This window comes from Rossellomorea marisflavi (assembly GCF_022170785.1).
Lineage (GTDB): Bacteria > Bacillota > Bacilli > Bacillales > Bacillaceae_B > Rossellomorea > Rossellomorea marisflavi_B.
Genome location: NZ_CP081870.1, coordinates 2103296 through 2121963, shown reverse-complemented (window position 1 = coordinate 2121963; position 18668 = coordinate 2103296). Strand labels below are relative to the sequence as shown.

19 protein-coding genes, 1 pseudogene and 1 riboswitch are annotated in these 18668 nt (G+C 45.3%); of the genes and pseudogenes, 7 read left to right on the top strand and 13 right to left on the bottom strand.

Going from position 1 to position 18668, the window contains the following annotated elements; genetic code table 11:
• Window positions 1-97: 97 nt before the first annotated feature.
• From K6T23_RS11110 to K6T23_RS11100, 3 genes are all read left to right on the top strand, one after another.
• Window positions 98-487 carry a tautomerase family protein gene (locus K6T23_RS11110; RefSeq protein WP_238284345.1) on the top strand — a complete coding sequence of 130 codons (390 nt, stop codon included), beginning with the start codon at window positions 98-100 and terminating at the stop codon, window positions 485-487.
• Between the two features lie 198 nt (window positions 488-685).
• Complete coding sequence (locus K6T23_RS11105) at window positions 686-1924, top strand: MFS transporter (protein WP_238284344.1); 1239 nt, start codon at window positions 686-688, stop codon at window positions 1922-1924.
• A complete protein-coding gene (locus K6T23_RS11100; RefSeq protein ID WP_238284343.1) occupies window positions 1921-3228 on the top strand; it encodes an amino acid permease in 1308 nt (435 codons plus the stop codon). Before K6T23_RS11105 ends, K6T23_RS11100 begins: the two co-directional genes overlap by 4 nt.
• Here K6T23_RS11100 and hemG read toward each other — a convergent pair.
• Window positions 3214-4602 (bottom strand): protoporphyrinogen oxidase, encoded by a 1389-nt coding sequence (gene hemG / locus K6T23_RS11095; RefSeq protein ID WP_238284342.1) that lies wholly within the window; start codon window positions 4600-4602, stop codon window positions 3214-3216. The two genes, K6T23_RS11100 and hemG, sit on opposite strands and share 15 nt — an antisense overlap.
• A 154-nt stretch (window positions 4603-4756) precedes the next feature.
• A riboswitch (SAM riboswitch) is annotated at window positions 4757-4861 on the top strand.
• 79 nt (window positions 4862-4940) lie between these two features.
• Between hemG and fbpA the strand changes: the two genes are divergently transcribed.
• Window positions 4941-5141, top strand: a complete 201-nt coding sequence (gene fbpA / locus K6T23_RS11090) for a Fur-regulated basic protein FbpA (RefSeq protein ID WP_238284341.1) — start codon at window positions 4941-4943, stop codon at window positions 5139-5141.
• A gap of 83 nt (window positions 5142-5224) precedes the next feature.
• Here fbpA and K6T23_RS11085 read toward each other — a convergent pair whose 3' ends face one another.
• The 3 genes from K6T23_RS11085 to K6T23_RS11075 form a co-directional block, all read right to left on the bottom strand.
• Window positions 5225-5686 (bottom strand): hypothetical protein, encoded by a 462-nt coding sequence (locus tag K6T23_RS11085; protein ID WP_056536742.1) that lies wholly within the window; start codon window positions 5684-5686, stop codon window positions 5225-5227.
• Window positions 5686-6474, bottom strand: a complete 789-nt coding sequence (locus tag K6T23_RS11080; protein WP_238284340.1) for a hypothetical protein — start codon at window positions 6472-6474, stop codon at window positions 5686-5688. The genes K6T23_RS11085 and K6T23_RS11080 overlap by 1 nt, the downstream gene beginning before the upstream one ends.
• A 144-nt stretch (window positions 6475-6618) precedes the next feature.
• Complete coding sequence (locus K6T23_RS11075; protein ID WP_238284339.1) at window positions 6619-7200, bottom strand: lysophospholipid acyltransferase family protein; 582 nt, start codon at window positions 7198-7200, stop codon at window positions 6619-6621.
• Window positions 7201-7353: 153 nt separating this feature from the next.
• Between K6T23_RS11075 and K6T23_RS11070 the strand changes: the two genes are divergently transcribed.
• The gene (locus K6T23_RS11070; protein WP_238284338.1) at window positions 7354-7602 is read left to right on the top strand and encodes a hypothetical protein; all 249 of its coding nucleotides are present in this window, start codon (window positions 7354-7356) and stop codon (window positions 7600-7602) included.
• Between the two features lie 37 nt (window positions 7603-7639).
• Here the strand turns inward: K6T23_RS11070 and K6T23_RS11065 are convergent, their stop codons facing one another.
• From K6T23_RS11065 to K6T23_RS11045, 5 genes are all read right to left on the bottom strand, one after another.
• Complete coding sequence (locus K6T23_RS11065) at window positions 7640-8074, bottom strand: DUF2512 family protein (protein WP_238284337.1); 435 nt, start codon at window positions 8072-8074, stop codon at window positions 7640-7642.
• 57 nt (window positions 8075-8131) lie between these two features.
• Window positions 8132-8905 carry an aminoglycoside 6-adenylyltransferase gene (locus K6T23_RS11060; RefSeq protein ID WP_238284336.1) on the bottom strand — a complete coding sequence of 258 codons (774 nt, stop codon included), beginning with the start codon at window positions 8903-8905 and terminating at the stop codon, window positions 8132-8134.
• A 106-nt stretch (window positions 8906-9011) separates the two neighbouring features.
• Window positions 9012-10076: a stage II sporulation protein P gene (gene spoIIP / locus K6T23_RS11055; RefSeq protein WP_238284335.1), complete on the bottom strand. Its 1065-nt coding sequence runs from the start codon at window positions 10074-10076 to the stop codon at window positions 9012-9014.
• 208 nt (window positions 10077-10284) lie between these two features.
• Window positions 10285-10653, bottom strand: coding sequence for a CotD family spore coat protein (locus tag K6T23_RS11050; protein ID WP_142245921.1), 369 nt, complete (start codon window positions 10651-10653; stop codon window positions 10285-10287).
• Window positions 10654-10753: 100 nt separating this feature from the next.
• Window positions 10754-12223 (bottom strand): flavin monoamine oxidase family protein, encoded by a 1470-nt coding sequence (locus tag K6T23_RS11045; RefSeq protein WP_238284334.1) that lies wholly within the window; start codon window positions 12221-12223, stop codon window positions 10754-10756.
• Between the two features lie 165 nt (window positions 12224-12388).
• Here K6T23_RS11045 and K6T23_RS11040 point away from each other — a divergent pair, with 165 nt between their 5' ends.
• Both K6T23_RS11040 and K6T23_RS11035 read left to right on the top strand, forming a co-directional pair.
• Window positions 12389-12610 (top strand): hypothetical protein, encoded by a 222-nt coding sequence (locus K6T23_RS11040; RefSeq protein ID WP_079516044.1) that lies wholly within the window; start codon window positions 12389-12391, stop codon window positions 12608-12610.
• Window positions 12611-12664: 54 nt separating this feature from the next.
• Window positions 12665-13414 carry an AAA family ATPase gene (locus tag K6T23_RS11035; protein WP_238284333.1) on the top strand — a complete coding sequence of 250 codons (750 nt, stop codon included), beginning with the start codon at window positions 12665-12667 and terminating at the stop codon, window positions 13412-13414.
• 270 nt (window positions 13415-13684) lie between these two features.
• Here the strand turns inward: K6T23_RS11035 and K6T23_RS11030 are convergent, their stop codons facing one another.
• The 4 genes and pseudogenes from K6T23_RS11030 to K6T23_RS11015 all read right to left on the bottom strand — a co-directional run bounded on the left by K6T23_RS11030 (window position 13685) and on the right by K6T23_RS11015 (window position 18665).
• On the bottom strand, window positions 13685-15130 hold the full coding sequence (locus tag K6T23_RS11030) for an N-acetylmuramoyl-L-alanine amidase (protein ID WP_238284332.1): 1446 nt from the start codon (window positions 15128-15130) through the stop codon (window positions 13685-13687).
• A gap of 387 nt (window positions 15131-15517) precedes the next feature.
• Complete coding sequence (locus tag K6T23_RS11025) at window positions 15518-16924, bottom strand: MDR family MFS transporter (protein WP_056536781.1); 1407 nt, start codon at window positions 16922-16924, stop codon at window positions 15518-15520.
• 47 nt (window positions 16925-16971) lie between these two features.
• Entirely contained in the window at window positions 16972-17559 is a 588-nt protein-coding gene (locus tag K6T23_RS11020; RefSeq protein ID WP_238284331.1) for a TetR/AcrR family transcriptional regulator, read from the bottom strand.
• Between the two features lie 235 nt (window positions 17560-17794).
• A pseudogene (locus tag K6T23_RS11015) lies at window positions 17795-18665 on the bottom strand (sulfite exporter TauE/SafE family protein).
• Window positions 18666-18668 lie beyond the last annotated feature (3 nt).

Below are 18668 nucleotides of genomic sequence, written 5' to 3'. Positions count from 1 at the left end.
GTAATTTTCAAGTAATTCGTGCCGTCATTCATTACCATGTTTAACGTTGCTCTAAAGTGGTATCTTATCGTTATCATCAAGAATAGGAGGCGATTGTATGCCATTGCTTACATTCGATATAATCGAGGGAAGAGACCCTTCGAAAGTAAAAAAAATCTTGGATAGTGCCCATCAAGCAGTCCTTGAGGCTTTTGGTGTTCCAGAAAGGGACCGCTATCAGATTGTCCACCAACATCCGAAGCATGAGATGATCATTGAAGATACGGGACTCGGTTTCAACAGAAGTGATGATGTGGTCGTCATCACCATCACGAGTAAACAACGGACCGATCAACAGAAAAAGAAATTGTATCAATTGTTGGCTGAAAAGCTTGAGAAGGATTGCGGCATCTCTCCAGACGATCTAATGGTCTCTCTCGTGACGAATCGTGATGCCGATTGGAGTTTCGGTAAAGGGGAAGCACAATTCCTTACAGGAAAGCTATAAGAACGATTGAAGAGGCTGCCCGGCTGCAGCCTCTTTTTTTTGTGCTCCTTTAGACGAAAAGGAAGACGATGGCTTCTACAAATCGATATCAAGATGCCACTTGGAATAATTTTCGACGGATTGCTCGTGAAGCCGTGCCGCATACTTGTAAGAAGGAACAGTATTTGTGATAAACCATAATGACTATGAGGTGTCAAAATGAACGATCAATCAAAAGTGAGTAACTGGTGTGTCGTCAGTATGGCCTCCATCCCGCTCGTCATGACGCTCGGGAACTCCATGTTGATACCAGTGCTTCCGATTTTTGAAAAGAAGGTTGGCATCTCATCCTTCCAAACCAGCATGATCATCACGAGTTACTCAATCGCTTCAATCTTCCTGATTCCCATTGCCGGCTATTTATCGGATCGATTCGGACGGAAAATGGTCATCCTCCCCAGTCTTGTGTTCTCTTTGATCGGAGGTCTGATTGCAGGGTACGCATCTTGGAAAATGAGTGATCCTTTCCTTTGGATCATTATCGGAAGGGTCCTGCAGGGAATCGGAGCTGCAGGAGCAGCCCCCATCATTCTTCCACTGGTGGGTGACCTGTACAAAGATGATGATGAGAAAACAAGCTCTTGCCTTGGCATTATTGAAACGTCCAATACTTTTGGCAAGGTGTTGAGTCCAATATTAGGAGCGGCTTTCGCGGCTTTCTTGTGGTTCCTGCCGTTTTTCTCCATCTCTTTTTTCAGTCTCATTTCCATCCTCCTTGTCATTTTTTTCATTAAAGTACCCAAGAAGAAGGATCCACCCATGGAACTTAAGGAGTTCATCCAGAAAACGAAAGGGATCTTCAAAGAGCATGGCAAATGGATTTTCACCGTATTTACCATTGGGGCGTATGTGATGCTGGTCCTATTCGGCATTCTTTTTTACTTAAGTGATTCATTCGAAAAGATTCACCACTTGTACGGTGTGAAGAAGGGATTCGTTCTGGCAATCCCTTTGCTCGCTCTTTGCATCGCTTCTTACATTTCAGGAAAAAACATCAAAGGAAATGTAAAAATCATGAAAGGCATTATCTTGGGTTGTCTTGCCATTTTGACTCTTTGCGTACCATTTGTCGGGTTTCTCAGGGATCAATTGGTCTTCCTTCTCTGCCTTACAGGTTTTATCGGAATTGCCATTGGGGCCCTACTGCCTACCTTGGATGCGTTGATCACAGAAAACATTGAAAAAGAGGAACGCGGGACTATTTCTTCCCTCTACAGTTCTTCCCGTTTTATTGGGGTGGCAGCTGGTCCCCCCCTGGTTTCGCTGGTTATGAAAAATGGATTGAATGTGAGTTTTATCGGGGCGGGACTGTTTGCTGTGGTCATCATAGCATTGGTTATGTTTTGGATCCACACAAGTGAAAAGAAGAAACCGCAGCCGGCTGAAGGTTCATCATGAAGCATTCTTCAGCAGAACCTGCACTTTCGTGGTGGCACCTATCCTTGATCGGTGCTGGGGGTACGGTAGGGACCGGGTATTTCCTGGGTACAGGCATAGCCCTTAAATCGTCGGGGGGCTTCATCATCCCTGCTTTCCTAATCGCAGCATTTGCAACATGGATTGTGTACAAGCGACTTGCCACGATGACCATGGCCGATCCTTGTGAAGGATCTTTCTGTACCTACGCTGGAAAAGCATATGGAAGTTGGGCTGCCTTCCTGTGCGGCTGGATTTACTGGATTTCTACGATTTTGATCATGGGAGGGCAGTTGACCGCCCTTGGGATTTTGTCCAGGTACTGGTTCCCTTCCATTCCGCTATGGGTTTTCACCCTTATCTTTGCGGTGCTATCCATTTCAGTCGTATTACTCGGAGCAAGGGGATTTGATATAGCGGAAGACTTTTTTTCCATCATCAAGCTCTCAGCGCTTGTGATCTTCCTATTCATCGGTGCAGCGTTGTTATCAGGGACCGGAAACCACTTCCATTTGAATAGTTCAATGCATTTTGATGAAGGATTCAATCGGATGAGAACTTCTCTGATCTTTGCCTTCTACTCCTTCGCCGGCATCGAAGTCATCGGTCTGATGGCTTCTAGGCTCTCCAATACTAAAGATATACTTAAAAGTGGAAGGGTACTGATCATGTGCCTTGGCTCATTGTATGTATTGGCACTTTGGATCACAATGAATCTGCAGGCGCCCAAACACTTTTCCAGTGAGGAAAGCCCCTTCATATCTGTCCTGAATCAGGGGAATGTTCCGATTGTCGCATCATGTTTTAACGGCGTGATTCTGTTTGCCGGTTTATCCGCATTGGCTGCAGCGTTATTCAGCGTCACCCGACTCCTACGGTCTATGGCGGATGAAGGTGAAGCCCCTGCAATCTTCAAAAAAAGATGGAAAAGGGATATCCCTCTTCCATCGCTTTTACTAGCCATTGCCGGCATGGCGTGTGCCATCATCGCTTCTCAACTATTGCCGGGAATCATTTTTGAAGCATTCATCACGGCCGCCGGTATCCTGTTGCTTTGTAATTGGGCATTCATTCTGCTTTCTTCCTTCAAGCTTCTTGACAGGGACGTCATGAGGAACGGAGTGAGCCTCGTTGCACTGGGAATCTTGGTGTTGGCCATCAGCGGAACGTTCACATTGAAGGAGAGCAGATACGGATTCTATCTGAGCATGGTGCTACTAATGGTGATCGGCCTGGCCTCCCTGTTGTTCAGGAGCATGACCTCGCACCGCTCAACGAAGTCGTGAAGACAGCTGCTCTGCTGTCTTCTTTCCATTTTGAATGCAGGCACCAATGCCCACACCGTAATAGGAAGCACCCGCTAACATGACCCCGGGGAATTCAACAGCCAGGCTTGATTCCAATTGTCTTACTGATTGTGCATGTTCCAGGTTGTAATTGGGCATCAGGCCGGACCAGTCTGTTACTTCTTTTCGAATAGGCTGTACCCCTTTGAGTCCCATCGTCGCTTCTATATCCCTAAGAGCTGTGTGAAGCAACTCTTCCTGGGTGAGATGTTTAATTTCTGCCCAGTGGGGATTGGAATCCTTATAGAAAAGCCTGACGAGGAGCTGACTATCAACAGACGTGTGTTTCCATTTTCTGCTTGTCCACGTGCAGGCGTCGCTTTTCACTCCACCTTGTTCTTTTGCGACGATGAACCCTGTACCATCTGCAGGCAATACGGTATCAGGAAAGTCGAATCCAAGGTAAATGCTTTTTAACGATTTCGTTTTAAGAAGGGAAAAGCCTTCATTCAGTTCCGGGTGGTTGAGAACTCCCCTTGCACGATTGTGTGGAATGGCAAGGACGGTTGCATCCGCGGATATGGTTTCACCATTGGTGAGTTCCAATGAATACATACGACCCGATTTTTTCAGGCTCTCGAGGCCGATCCCCTTGTATTTTTCTGCGTTCGGCGTGCATTCATCCAGCCGATTGATGATGGCTGATAATCCGGTTTTAAACGAAACAAATTTCTTGTTGGATTTCCCCTGATGTTTTTCACGGTTGATCCATAGCCCCTTCATGATACTGCCATAAGCATTCTTATAATCTAATAAGTATGGCAGTGTGGAAGACATGCTCAGTGTATGCAAGTCCCCTGAATATACCCCTGATAGAACAGGTGCAATCTGGTTTTGTACGAGCTCTTTTCCTAAGAAAAACTCCAGGAAATCCCCTATGGAATCTTCCTTTGTGAACGTGTCATTCTCCGTTTCATAATCCAGTAGTGCAGCCCTTTTTCCCGCGTCGGAAATCAGCGTACTCTCCATCAGGGAAGTTCTCGTCATGGGAATTCCAAACACTGAATCTGTTGGAATCTTATGTAGTGTGTCCTGCGTGTAGATGAACGATGTACCCGTTTCGTTATATACAAGTTCATCCATGAGCCCTAATTCCCCGATAAGCTCGAGGACCCCCGGGTGTCTTGACACAATTGAATCGGCACCGACTTCCATGATGAAGGGATCCGAAGAGATCGACTGGATTTTACCTCCAAGCATATCTTCTCCCTCAATCAATATCAGTCTTACGTCCTCACCTTTCAAGTATTCCTGAAGGTAGTATAGTGTCGTAAGGCCGGTGATACCTCCACCCACAACTGCCACTGTCTTCATCTCGTTCACTCCAAACCGCTTTATTCATTCTATACATACGGTACCATGATTGACCGGGTTATACGAGTGATTCACTTCATTTTGTGTGTCTGAAATCGCACATTAAACCAAGTTGACAACTTGGTATACTTGGTTTATACTATATTTCATATAACGCTTATCAAGAGAGGCAGAGGGAATGGCCCTATGAAGCCTCAGCAACAGGTTCCAAATCGGGATACTGTGCTAATTCCACAAGCAGGTGCTTGAAAGATGAGTCGAAGAGTCCGGGCAATCCTTCTTCTTATCCTGAAGAGGGATTTTTATATCCTCTTCCCAACCATTCATGAGGAGTGAGTATGATGGAAACCACGCAAAGAAGGAATGAATTGATCAATAAGTTGATCGTGCACAAAGTGTACAAAAAAGGAGAAAGACAGCTGTTCGAATTGACCCTCGAAGAATTGGAAGAAGAGTTTAGAAGCGTAAAAAAAGAATGCCATCCACATACGGAGTCGGGCTCCATCCATTGGATCAATTGCAACAAAGTAACCGTTTAGACCGACGATGTCTTCCACATAAAGTAAGGTTGAACCATTCAATGATGAGGCATTGAATGGTTTTTTATCGTTTGGTCCGTCTTTCACTCTTTTCCGACCGCGGCAATCCCCAATGCATGATGTTCCCATAGCGTCCTGGTCACCCATTCTTCATCCTTTGACCTACAGTTAATAATGAGGATGATTTCAGATGGTTGATGATGATCTGCCAAAATCTGATTCCTCTCTTTGATCTTCACCAGGAACAAGTCGATGAGGAAACCAAGGACCAATCCGCTCCCTGCCCCGATCAACCCCCAATAGATCGGCCCCCATTCCAAAGTAAACCCACGACTTGTGGCAATAACCGAAAAGATCACGGCAAGGAACATGCCTTTATTGAGAAGGGAATGACCATCTGAATAATGAATGGAGTCAAAGAGCCTTGTTTCTCTCTGCCTGCTTTCAAGTGGAATGGCATATAGATCATCCACCCCCTTCTCTTCAAGCTTGACGATGGTCATTTCGATGTAGGAAGAATGATTGAACGATGCGATGATTTGCACTATCTAACCCTCCATCCTTTGCCAATCAACAAGGATCCTTTTTGGTAATACTCTTTTAAAAGGGCAGACTGTTCCCTGTCAAAAAGTTTATTATTCTCTACGACCCCCACATACGCGTCATAAATAGTGAAAAAGTAAAAGGATGGCATGTACAATAACCATTGTTTATCGAGTACGTTCACAGAGGTTTCCAATCTTCCTAAGATAAGATAATGAATCCCTTCCAATATATGGGAATTATAGACATAAATAACAGTGGTCACAAGCGTGAAAAGCCCCGATATGATCCGGTGATTATAAAAATGTCCAACACTCGGTACGGCCATGGACCAAAAAAAAGCTGAAACAGGGCATCTCTTATCAAGATAGTTGATTTCAAGCGGTCGAATCACGAGCCTCCTGTTGACGGTCGACTTGTTTCCTTTATGGCTTAAATAAACTTTATTCAGGTCGACGGCGGTTCTGTGGCTATCCCATATGGCAAACAAGTACACCGGAATGTATAAATGCATGAACTGGATATCGAGAACGCTTTTTGCTGCGTCGATATCACCCATGAACGTGTAAACCATGGCTGTATTCAAGTGAATGGTCTGGTTGATATAGATCTCCCATATCACCAGGGCGAAACCTCTGAGGTATTTTGAAAGCAGAAGATGACCGAATCCTGGAAAGGCCATGGACCAGAGCGCAACAATCATGGGGTTCCTCAAATGAATCTGAGTGGTACCGAATATGCTGACGTACGCAAGATTCCCTTGTTCACCTGCATTATTCAACCGCCTCATAAGATCCCCTCCCTGCTTCATTCTTTGGTTAGTTTCTGCCATGGAAAAGGATTCATACCTAATCAAATGAAAATATGGTATGAATCCTTTTCAAAATAAAAAGCTGTCCGTACAGATCTATTGTCAAATCTGTACGGACAGCTTTCAGCTTATTTTTTGAGCTTCTTTGATCAACTCATTGATTTTCCCTGATAACACCTTTGTCTCTGCTGTCATTTGTTCCTTGTCCTTTGCACGTACGGTGTATGGTTGGCCGATGACGATAACGGCTTTATGACGGTTGCGCAATAATTCTTTAAACGATGTCGGCCCGTGATAGGCTGCCGGTACAATGGGCATCCGGGAGAGGTTTGCTATCGTAATGGCTCCACGTTTCGCTTCGACATCCTCATCTGAACGGGTCCCTCCAGGGAAGACTCCTACGATTGCCCCTCCCCTAAGTAGTTTAACAGGCTTTTTGATACTTGAAGGAGAAGGGTTCTCACGGTTCACAGGAAAGGCGTGAATCTTATGTAAAATAAAGGCGGGGATTCTCCGGTCGAATAGTTCCTTCTTTGCCATAAAGTGTACGGGTCCGGGCATACTGAAGCCAAGGGCGACGACATCAAGCCATGTTTTGTGTGAACAGGTCACAATGTAGCCTCCATCTTTTGGAAGGAGATGGGCATTGCGGATTTCCACTTTTCCAAAAATCAATTTTGCCAGATTGGCGAGAAATGAGTACATGAGATCACCCCATCATCTAGTTTTAATACCTGGTACTAATTATAGTGGAAATCCTCGACTTTACAACTACTAATTATATTTTCCGCTTTTATGGGCAATGAAGGTGGTACAATAAAAAGGCTTATCAAATCATGTACTCAAGGAGGACGTGTAATGGATTCACAAGGGCAAGAAAAATTTTTATCTTTCATTTTACAACGCGTTCAAGATGGCAAGGAAGAAGAGGCAAAACTAATTCTAATGGAGAACTTCAAAAAGCAACAAGAAGGAACCTTCTCAGAAGAAGACGCACTCTCTTTCCTCCCCAGGATCACGCCATTATTAAAAGATGAAAAAACACATGAGGTACACGCTGTAGTAAAACAGTTCTCGAAGACATTCAATCAAGGCGACTCACGCTGAAACATGCAAAAGGACGGTATGGGGGCATACCGTCCTTTTACCTTTCGTCCCGATCGAGGTCAGGTTGAAACTCTTCTGATGCCTCAGTTTGATAATCCTGCCGGTAAACGGGTGCAGAGGAATCAGGCAAAAAAACATTTTTCCTAAGATGATGGTGAAAAAACCACTCAAATGAGCTTACAGCCACTGCTGCCACAAAAGACCTTACAAGAAAGGTCTGAGAACCAGCCACCATGGCCGAACTGAGAAAATAAACCACAATCGAGCTCAACCCGAAGTCTGCAAGCACCGCCCAACCGTTCGTGGTCCTTGGCAGGAGATACAAATCACCAAGTAAATAACCGATCAGAACGAGCACACCAGTCAACGCAATGATGGAACCCATCGATAGACCTGTGACCCCTGCCAAAACCGTGTAGAGAATCAGGAATGTGACGACCAGTTTTAATAGAAATGCTGAAACATACTTCAAGAACATCCCTCCTGCCTTTAGGATTTGCAGGGACGAAGGGATTATGTATCCGACTTCCTACTTTATTTCGCCTTCCAATGTACTGAGCATGGTATCCAACAGTCTGTTTCCTTGTTCGTCTTTCCACTTTGACCTGATCCATCCCCTCTCAGCTTCAATCAACCGCACCATTTCACTGGCAGCCTGTTGATGAGTGAAGGGTCCTATGAGTCCCATGATTTCTTTCACATTCCCGACAAGTTGGCCTGGAAGACTCGCTTCAAGGGTTTTATAGCCAAGCTGTGCCCTCTCTGGCTTGTATCGTTGCAAAAGGACACTGGAGAAATTCCTCATTGTGTGCTGAAGCATTTCTGCTGCCCACAGATCATTTCCCCTTCGCATGGCTTTGAGGTATTGAAAGAGGAACCACCCGGTGTCACCAGCGAATTCATTGAATTCGGCATCGGATAATAAAAGGTTTTGACTTCTCGCGAATGGGCTCAATCTGTCTTCAGGATCATAAATGACCTTGAAATAATCTTTCTGCTTGAATGTCTTTTCCGTAACCGTGAAGAGATCGACATGAAGCAAATCCTCATAAACCGCGATGATCTGTGGTGCGATGATGAACAAGTCATCATGGAACAGGAGTTTCCCATAGGCTTCCAAATGTCGAATCCGGTCCTGGACGAAAGACTCCAGATCCCCTTCCTCGACAAGGCAATAAAGGTCCACATCGGAGAACTCATCTTCCTCTCCCCTCCCCATCGATCCCTTCAAAAAAATACTTTTCACCCTCTTATCTTTTTTCAAGCTTTCTGTGATGGCTTCGACAGCGATCCTTTGCTTCATCCTCGACACACTTCCTCTTTTTTGGATATTACGCCATTATATTCATTGTTTACGCTTTCTTCAATTCTTTTTTTTCACAAAAAAAGAACGAGCCAGTAAGGCCCGTTCAATTGTTTACTTCAACCGCATCTTTGTGATAATATTCTGCAAAGATTTCTGCAAAAGCCTCTGTAGAATTGTACAGTTCCACCAAGTTATTTTCAACCCCGCCGAATTCGAGTAGCAAAGCCCTTTCCGTCAGATCCTGATTGTAAACTCCATTCCCTTCTGCTTTTGTTTTGACGAATACCCCCCTACTGATACCCGGATACTCTTTTTCAAGCTTTGCGTGTAGGTCCCTGGCAATTTTCAAGTTCTTTTCATAATTCTTATTTTCCTTCCCGACGATAAAGAATAGGCGGGCGTATGCTTTTCCGTTAATGGTTTTAGTGGTTACTTTCTTCGGTTGTGAGTCGCGGTGTACATCGATGATATAATTTAGATCTTCGTCTTGGGCGATGGCTTCCTGGACGAGCCCTCTTGATAATTTATAGGATTCGTAATAGCTCCAACTCTTTTCTTTCAGTGCCTGGTTTACATCAGTTTTGTCTTGGATGGTCCCGATCCCTCTTGATTCCAATTCCTGTTTCAGCTTGGCGCCGACTGCGATGACGTTGACTTTTTCGTTCGTGCTGGCCGGGTCGCTCGATTGATTATTCTTTATGAGTGGGCTGAATGCTTCCCAGCTGTGGGAGTGATAGATGAACACTGACTTCTTGTCCACTTCCTTGACCCCGTCATCCTTCGAGTCATTCGCCTGATCAATCTGATCCTGATCAACTTCCTGATTGGTCAGCTGCTCATCGGTTGGGGCTGGTGATTCGTACGGTAGATTTGTAATATCTGTCCCTTTACCAGCTACCGCTATATGTGTATGATAATTTTCAATTCCGGGTATTTCCCTTCCGAATAAACTCCTGGGATCCAATAGGGATACATTCGTGACACTTTCAAGCCAATCGAAATCATGATTGAGCTGATCTTCATTGGCTATCCTCAGTCCCGTCATCTCTTGTGAAAGGAGCATAAGAAAGGTCTGTTTCGGAACCATTTCCGAGACAGAGGAGTACAGGAGGCTATCGACCTTAAGTTTGATGGCCATGGTGGAAATAAGCCAGATAGAGGCATACATCACGACGATTCCAATTATGACGACCCTTATGATTGCTTTCAATGAGACGGCAACGAGTGGAACTAAATTGTTTCGATTTCTAGGAAAATTCGGCATCATAAGATCTCCCATTTTTTAGTTTTACTAGTTCAATCTATGCTCCATTGATGAATAATAGAAGGGATAATTCCCAGCAAATGAAAAAAGCACCCCGAAGGATGCTTTTATACTAGAACCACCTGCAGCCACAACGGCGGTTGCGGTTCCCACATCGATGGCCGCCGCCATCATATCGATCGCGGTCATCATTTGCCGGACGGACCCAGCCGCTTCCAGGACTTACCCTTCTGCAGTCAGGACGATTGACATCTCTTCCACAGTCGTAGTTTTCAACCACTGTTTCGTTGACTTCCCTCGTACGTACAGGGTAGTAGTTTTCATTACGGATAATGGTACGGTTGACATTGATGATTTCAGTCGGGTGGATATTTTTGACGGTACGCGTTTTGGTACGGGTATTCACAACGCGCTGAGTAGGGTTGACGATTACTTCATCACGATCAGGTGAAACTCTTCTATTGTGTTGGTAATTTCCCACTTTTTTTCCCCCTTTCCTACGAAAATACCTTACATGATAGAGTATGCTTCATAGAAAGAAAGGTGTGGGATAAGCTCCTTTTTTCATAGATTTGGGCATGCTACCTCCCATTCAACTCGTAGGCAGCCCTGATTCCTGATTCGATAGCCCCCTCCATCCACCCATGGAAAGAAGAGGTGTGCTCCCCTGCAAAATGAAGCCTACCCTCAGGATGCTGGATATAGTCTGCAAAATCCGTTTCTTGCCCGGGAGTGAATAATGTAAAGCAACCCGCTGAAAATGGATTGACGCTCCAATTGTATACAGCATAAGAGCTGACTTCCGAATATACCCTCGGGCCATAGAACTTTTCAAGATCCTTCATGACATTGGCAAAGATCTCCTCTTTCGACATGGAGTTGAATAGAAGTGCATTCTGACCCCAGCTGTAACTGGCGAGGAGAACCCCCGGACGTCCACTTCCGATGCCGTTGCTCGGCACATAGGTGAATCTGGACGGGAGATCTGAGATGATATTGCCGATCTTCATTTCTTCCCAAAACCTGTTTTTGAACTCAATGCCGACCTTGACCGCTGGAACATTCGTCAGTTCCGTAATGGCTTGCCACTTTTTAAAAGAGATGGACGAATAGGGTTCAATATCGATGGACTGCAATACCGTGAAAGGAACGGTCACTAGGGCATAATCCCCCCGATAGATGCCAGGTTTGCCGTTTCGTGTATATACCTCAACCCCGTCCCGGTCCTGCACGATGCGGTAAACTTTCTGATTCATCAACAGGTTGTCTTTGAGCCCTTCTTTGAAGGCGTATGGAAGTCGATCATTCCCCCCTGTAATCTGATTGAATGTCGTTTCTTTCCTGAAAATCGGATAAATGATATCGGTCAAAATATCTGAGAAAGAAAACTCCGGAAATCCCTCTATCCCCTGTAGCACGCTAATCATTCTGATGGCATTGAGCGAAAGGGGATTTCCGTAAGGACTCTCTCTAAGGAACCTGCCCATTGAGTAATTCGAGAATTTCTCAATGAGTCGTTTCCGCTCCTCCTTGCTTCCACTCTGATAGGCATCGATGAAGGGTTTGGTTGTCTCCAGGAAAAGGTGTTCCGCCGTCTTACCCTTTTCGGATTGTGTCAGTGGAAACCCTAAAATATCCGGATTCCCTTCATATTCATCAACCGTTGTATAGACTCCATTCACATAAAGTTTATCGTATGGAGTGGTATTCAAAAAGGGATTGGTCGGCAGGTTGAACCTGCGGATGTACTCCATGACCAAACGGTGATTATCGGGAATTCTCATGGCTCCCATGTCAAGATAATTCCCTTCAGAGAATGGGGAACGTTTCGTATATACCCTTCCACCGATGCGATTATTGCCCTCTAATAACGTGACCTCATGGCCAGCTTTCTTCAATAATGTTGCCGATACCAGGCCACTGAGCCCTGCGCCGATGATCAAGATCTTTTTCTTTCCTTTTCCCTGCGGCAATCCGTCTTTTATGATAGCGATCATGTCGTCAGGATACTCCGGAGACGGTGTCCCTGTCCTGATTCCCCACTGATTCAAAGCCACTCCCCCTTTCCTTAACACATCATATGTGCATGCAGTCATCCCTATACGCAAGAGAACATGCGTTTCTTTTTGCAGGGATCTTTGTTATACTAAAGATAGTCATTGGGTCTAAGAGACTGTATTTAGTCAATCCCTTTAGTGAACAAAGGGGGGAAATCTATGACACGTGATGTTGTAGTAAAATTATTAAGAACGATGAAGGAGTTCGGTGAGAGTGAGATCACTCATACCTTTACGGGCAACGAACCGCATGAAATCTCCATTTCGTTTGACAGGGAAGGGCAGCTGTTCCTGCTGAAGACCGAATCCCATTCTGTAACCTATTATTCAGACATCGAGGACCTCACTTCCATGATCCTGGAATTGACGTCATCTTCATAAGAACCAGTGGGCATCATGCGAAATGATGCCTTTTTTTATTAGAAGGAGGATTTTATGGAGTCATTCCGCTACCTGAAAAGTATCATGTTAAAAAGAGAAGAAGTTCCTGCATTTGACCGGTACCCTTTTACCATCCCTAGCATCCGCACTCTCGACGAACTCCATCTGGACCGTGATGTGACCTTCATTGTGGGTGAAAATGGCATGGGGAAGTCCACCCTCCTCGAATCTGTAGCTGTGGCCCTTGGATTCAACCCTGAAGGCGGATCTCTAAATCTTCAGTTTTCAACTTATGATTCACACAGTGAACTTGATCAATACCTCCGCATCGTCCGTGCTCCAAAAAAACCAAACGATGGCTATTTTCTACGTGCTGAAAGTTTCTACAATGTAGCCACCCAAATCTCGAAACTCGACGAAGACACTTTCGGCCTACCGATCATTGATTCGTATGGCGGGACATCACTACATGAACAGTCCCACGGGGAAGCTTTCTTTTCCACCTTTATGAATCGTTTTCGCGGTAATGGAATCTACATACTGGATGAGCCTGAAGCAGCCCTCTCACCTTTGAGACAAATGGCGATGCTGACAAGGATCCATGAGCTCATCAGACAGAACTCACAGTTCATCATTGCTACCCACTCCCCCATTTTAATGGCTTATCCCTCCTCTACCATCATTGAGTTGTGCGAAGACGGTATGAAGAAGAGAGACCTTGAAGAAGTAGGACATTACCGTATCATGCAACAATTCTTCAATGATCACGAAAGAATGATCCACCATTTGTTGAAAGACGATTAATATTCTTCTAAACAAAGCTGAGACAAAACTAAAAAAGTACAGGTAGGGGTTCTTTAAACGGATTATGATTGCCACGCAAGGCTTCGCTTTCCGCGGGTAGCCCATGAGCCTCCTTGGGCTCGCAGCAGTCTAGTCATTCAACCACTGAAACAATAAAATGCAAATGGTCATGAAACAAATAGAAAACCCGAACTAACGTTGCCTCGTCTCCAGCAAGTAGTTCGGGTTTTACTATGACTAAGACATGTTTGTCCCAGCCCTTTTGTGCATTTATTTAATCATCAGCTGTTTCATCGCATCTTCCATCAACAAGATCTGCGCCTTTGCCGACGCAATGGCATCGCTCAAATTCCGTTCATGCAGAGCCAAAACCATTTGACCGTAAGTGGCTCCGGGCACGGCCCATTTACCGTTTAACTCTATCCAATCTCGGGCGATCCCCCTTTTAACAAGGTTAAAACGTGGATCTACTAGTTGAGTGCCCGCTGGCAATGGAGAGATGGTCGTATAAGCGAATAGATGCTGAAGGTGGGCGTGGACTCCTTCTTCGGCTGTTTTGAATTGAGCACCATCCACACCTGGACCAGTCGTCCCGATACCGGCATAATTATTTTGAGAAGCTTTGACTTGTCCAGTAAATCGGAAGAAGTTCGTCTCATGCAGAGCTTGGGCAAACGCTACATCACCCCGAATGCCATACAATCTTCCCAGGGTGATATAATAGGTTCCCAGAAGAGGTGCAGCCGGGTTCACCTTCCTTGCAAACTCATCAAGTTGATAACCTTTCAACACACTTTCACCCAGGATGGAATACCCCGGTTTTGAAGGAGACTGTGGCGGTGGGGTCGGTTTTGGGGTGGACGTTGGCGGAAAGGTCGGCTTCGGCGTATTTGTTGGTTTTGGTTGGGAGACGGGAGGAATGGATGAAACGGCTCCTTCAACAACCAAAAAGGCATCAATCTTATACCCCTTCAACGTTTGAACAAGATTTTCAGCATTCTGCCGATCGGCAAATGCCCCTGCTTGAACCCGGAAATATGTTTTTCCATCTAGAAGAAAAGACGTGATGAAAGAATCGATTTTTCTGTTCGAAAGCTCTTCCACCCTCTCTTCAGCGTTCTTCCGATCACCGAAGGACCCCGCAATCACTTTGAAGATGGCCTTTTGTACATCAGGCAGCGCCAAGGCTTTGGCAATCCCTTTTCCTAATCCGGAGACTACATCTGATCGGAATGCCGCTGACTGCATCAAAGCGACGTCGGTATCACGATCGATGAAGAGAATCTCCACTAATAGAGCATTCATGGTTGTTTCCCTCAATACATGAAAGTTCGCCCTTTTCTTTCCTCGGTCCACCACATTATATTTGCTGATTGATGAAACGATTTCATTGTGTATGGTTGATTGGAGGGATACCATGTCATTTGATACCTTTCCATCATAAATATAGCTTTCGAACCCTGTTCCTCCCCCTGCGTTATGGTGGATGGATAAAAAGAAATCAACGCCCCTGGCATTCGCAAGTCGGCTTCTTTCCTCCAAAGATAATTCCCGGTCGGATTCACGGGTCATGATCACGTTGACCTGATAATGTTTCAGCAGGAAATCTCTCAGTCCGAGAGCTATAAGCAGATTATAATATTTCTCTTCATGGCCTTTATAGCTTGCCCCGGGATCGCTTCCACCATGACCGGGATCAATCATTATGACCTTCACTTGTTATTTCCTCCTTTAATCGTTACTACTATAGTATATGCAGGATTATACCAGCTTGTTCGGACAAGCTGCCAATCATTTAGAAACGTAGAGGGCGTGTAGCGAAGCCGAAGTTTGCCATCCTCGGTATCTCCTTTGCCTTTTCCAGATCGTGCAGGGGATCTGGATTGGAGGAAAGCGGATTTCTTATGTGTTTCCAAAATGCTTTCACAAGTCTATCACCTCCTCCTATACCATATGAACCGGAGGAAGAGTTGGTGTGGATGATTGGATAGTTACTAGATTCGGAATACTTCGCGGTTTGGAAAAAAAGTAAAAATCCGAGCGACCATTCTCAAATGGCCGCTCGGATTAATGTGCTAGGTATTGGATTTCGTGTATTGTGTGTTACGCACTCCCCTTAATTCTTCTGGAACCTGGATTCCTCACAAAGAAAGATAGGATCAGTGCCAAGATTGCGGTGATGCCCGCCACCACGAAGGAGACGTTGACCCCGTGGATCATTCCCTCCAACCCTTTTGTTGGAATGGCGCTTGTGGTCATGACGGTCACGAGCATCGCCGTACCCATAGCGCCGGAAACCTGACGCATCGTGTTGTTCATGGCCGTACCATGAGGGATCAGATTAGAAGGCAGCTGATTGAGTCCTGCTGTTGTAACAGGCATCATCACCATGGCCACCCCGAACATCCTTACTGCATTCCATGTTGCCAAATAAGCAAATGTGGTTTCTGCAGATAAATTAGTGAACATGAATGTCGATAGAGATAAGATTGTAAGGCCAATGATCGCGAGCCACCTGGCTCCGAATTTATCGAATAATCGGCCGGTTATCGGGTTCATCAATCCCATGATCAAGGCACCCGGCAGGAGCATCAAACCGGATTCAAGCGCTGAAAATCCAAGCATATTCTGCATGTAGAGTGGAAGAACCGTGGCTGCACCGATCATGGCTATGAACACAATCATGCCTAAAGCTGTTGTCAGCGTGAACATTGAATTTTTAAATACTCGGAACTGAAGCATCGGCTCTTTCAACCGTAGCTGCCTAAGGATGAACCAAAGAAGTGATAATCCACCCACAATCATGGATAGGTCCACCTGGTAGCTTCCCCATCCCTTGGATCCTGCGATACTGAATCCATATAGCAAACCGCCAAACCCGAATGAAGACAAGATGACAGAAAGGATGTCCAATTTAGGGAATGTACGTTTTGTCACATTTTTCAATAGGAAATAGGCTACAATGAAATCCACGATTACGATCGGCAGGATCACATAAAACAGACTCCTCCAAGGCAGTTCTTCCACCATCCACCCTGAAAGGGATGGTCCGATAGCGGGCGCAAATGAGATAACAAGCCCGAACATCCCCATGGCCGCCCCTCTCTTTTCGACGGGATAAATCATGAACAGGATGGTCTGCATCAACGGAATGATGATACCTGCACCAGAGGCCTGGATGATTCTTCCTACCATCAAAAAGCCAAAGGAAGGCGCGACAGCACAGATGGCTGTACCAACCGCGAAGAGACCCATTGCACTTAGGAATAAAGCCCGTGTCGTAAAACGACCGATCAGGAATGCGGTAACCGGGATCATGATCCCATTGACCAGCATAAAGATCGATGTCAGCCACTGGGCTGTACTTTCATCAAGGTTTAAGTCTTTCATAATATGGGGCAAAGCCGTACCTAATAATGTTTGATTGAGAATGGCGGCAAACGCACCGGAAATCAAGACGATAAGAAGTGGTGTTTTGTTGAATGTTTGTGTTTGTTGCGAATCCTCCATTTTCGATTCTCCCTTCTTTCTTCTGGTCTTATTTCATAGGAGATACTTCACATGGAAACCCCTTTCCTTATCATGTGGATCTCCCTGTCATATTTATTCAGCGCTTCCTCTACAGTCAGTTCATCCGATATGCTTTTCACGAGGTTATGGAAGGTTATCGCAGTGTTGATCTGGAGGAGATGGTACAGATCCTCCCTCGTCTGGATGTTGAGAAGACTGCGATCTATCAGATGATACACTTCTGCATAGCGCTGATCCAACGTTTCTTTGGTCAAATGCTGGGTAAAGGTCTTTTCAATTTTATAATTCATGTTCAGGAGTACATTCCGCATGAAACGGTTTTGGTCACTTGCCCTGGAATGCTGCAAGACCATCCTGAATAATTCCCTGCTTGCTTCAAAAAGGTCGCCTTTATGTTCACGCAATAAGGATGTGAAGTGTTCGAACCTCTCCCTTGCATGTTCTCCCACCAGGAAGAAGAATGCGTCTTCCTTATCCTCAAAATACTGATAAAAGCTTCCCCTCGGTATGCCCGCCATTTTTAGGATATTTGAAATGGACGCTTCATAAAGAGATACCCGTGAAAACTCTTCACGAGCAGCATCGATCAATCTGCTCCGTTTCTCTTCACGCAAATTAAAAAAAGTCGGTTTGGGCAATTGAGACACTCCTTCTGTGACGGATGTTTGCCACGAAGAAAACTTCAATGGTCTATACCCGCAATGCAATAAAATTAAGACAAAACCCCTCAAGAACTTCCCAATACAAAATGACACGATGTCACATGGAACCTTATCCACTTTATGTGACATCGTGTCATATGTCAACAACTTTGCTCACTTATGAACAATGTTGTTGGATTTTTATGTTTTATTTTTTTACCTTTCCCTTCAGACAGTAAATGACCCCGATGATCCACGTGGCCAAGATGAATATGCAGACCCCAAGGATGACGGTGCCTGGTTGATTGAACACAGTGAGTAACGTATAGGAATTCGTAAGAATAATGAATCCACCTACAAGCACGCCCAAAAGAAACGAAGGAAGTTTCTTGACCAACAGTGCCGCAAGAGGTGCTGCTGCAACGCCACCTATGACGAATGCCGCCACCCACTGCCAATCAAAATTCTCCCACCCTAAAAATAGGACAAACCCTAATGTAGCGGATAACGTCACGGCAAACTCACTTGTATCCACAGTACCGATGACCTCCCGTGGTACAGCTTCCTTCCCCGACAACAAAACGGGTGTATTGATCGGCCCCCACCCACCTCCTCCTATTGCGTCAAAAAAGCCTGCAGTGGCTCCAAGAGGCAATAAGATCCGTTTTCGCACAGAAGGAGCAGGTTTCGCGCTGTGTTTATCATCAGATGGAGAAGGCCAAAAAAGAAATCGGACGAAGATATACAATCCCAATAAGCAAAAAGGAAGATATATAAGGTCTGATTGCCTCTCCTGGAATACTGCTTAAAAATGCTGCCCCGATAAAGGCACTGATACTACCAGGAATCATAAGAAGGAAGGCCATCCGTTTGTTGACATTACCGAACTTCCAATGTGCCATGCCTGAGGCAGCCGTCGTTGCGATCTCAGACATATGGATGGAAGCCGATGCAATAGCCGGGGCAACACCATAGGCAAGAAGCAGGGTGGAAGACGTCAGTCCGAACGCCATCCCCAGTGAACCATCTACAAGCTGTGCAAAAAAACCGACGATGGCAAAAATGATTAATTTACGCATGGC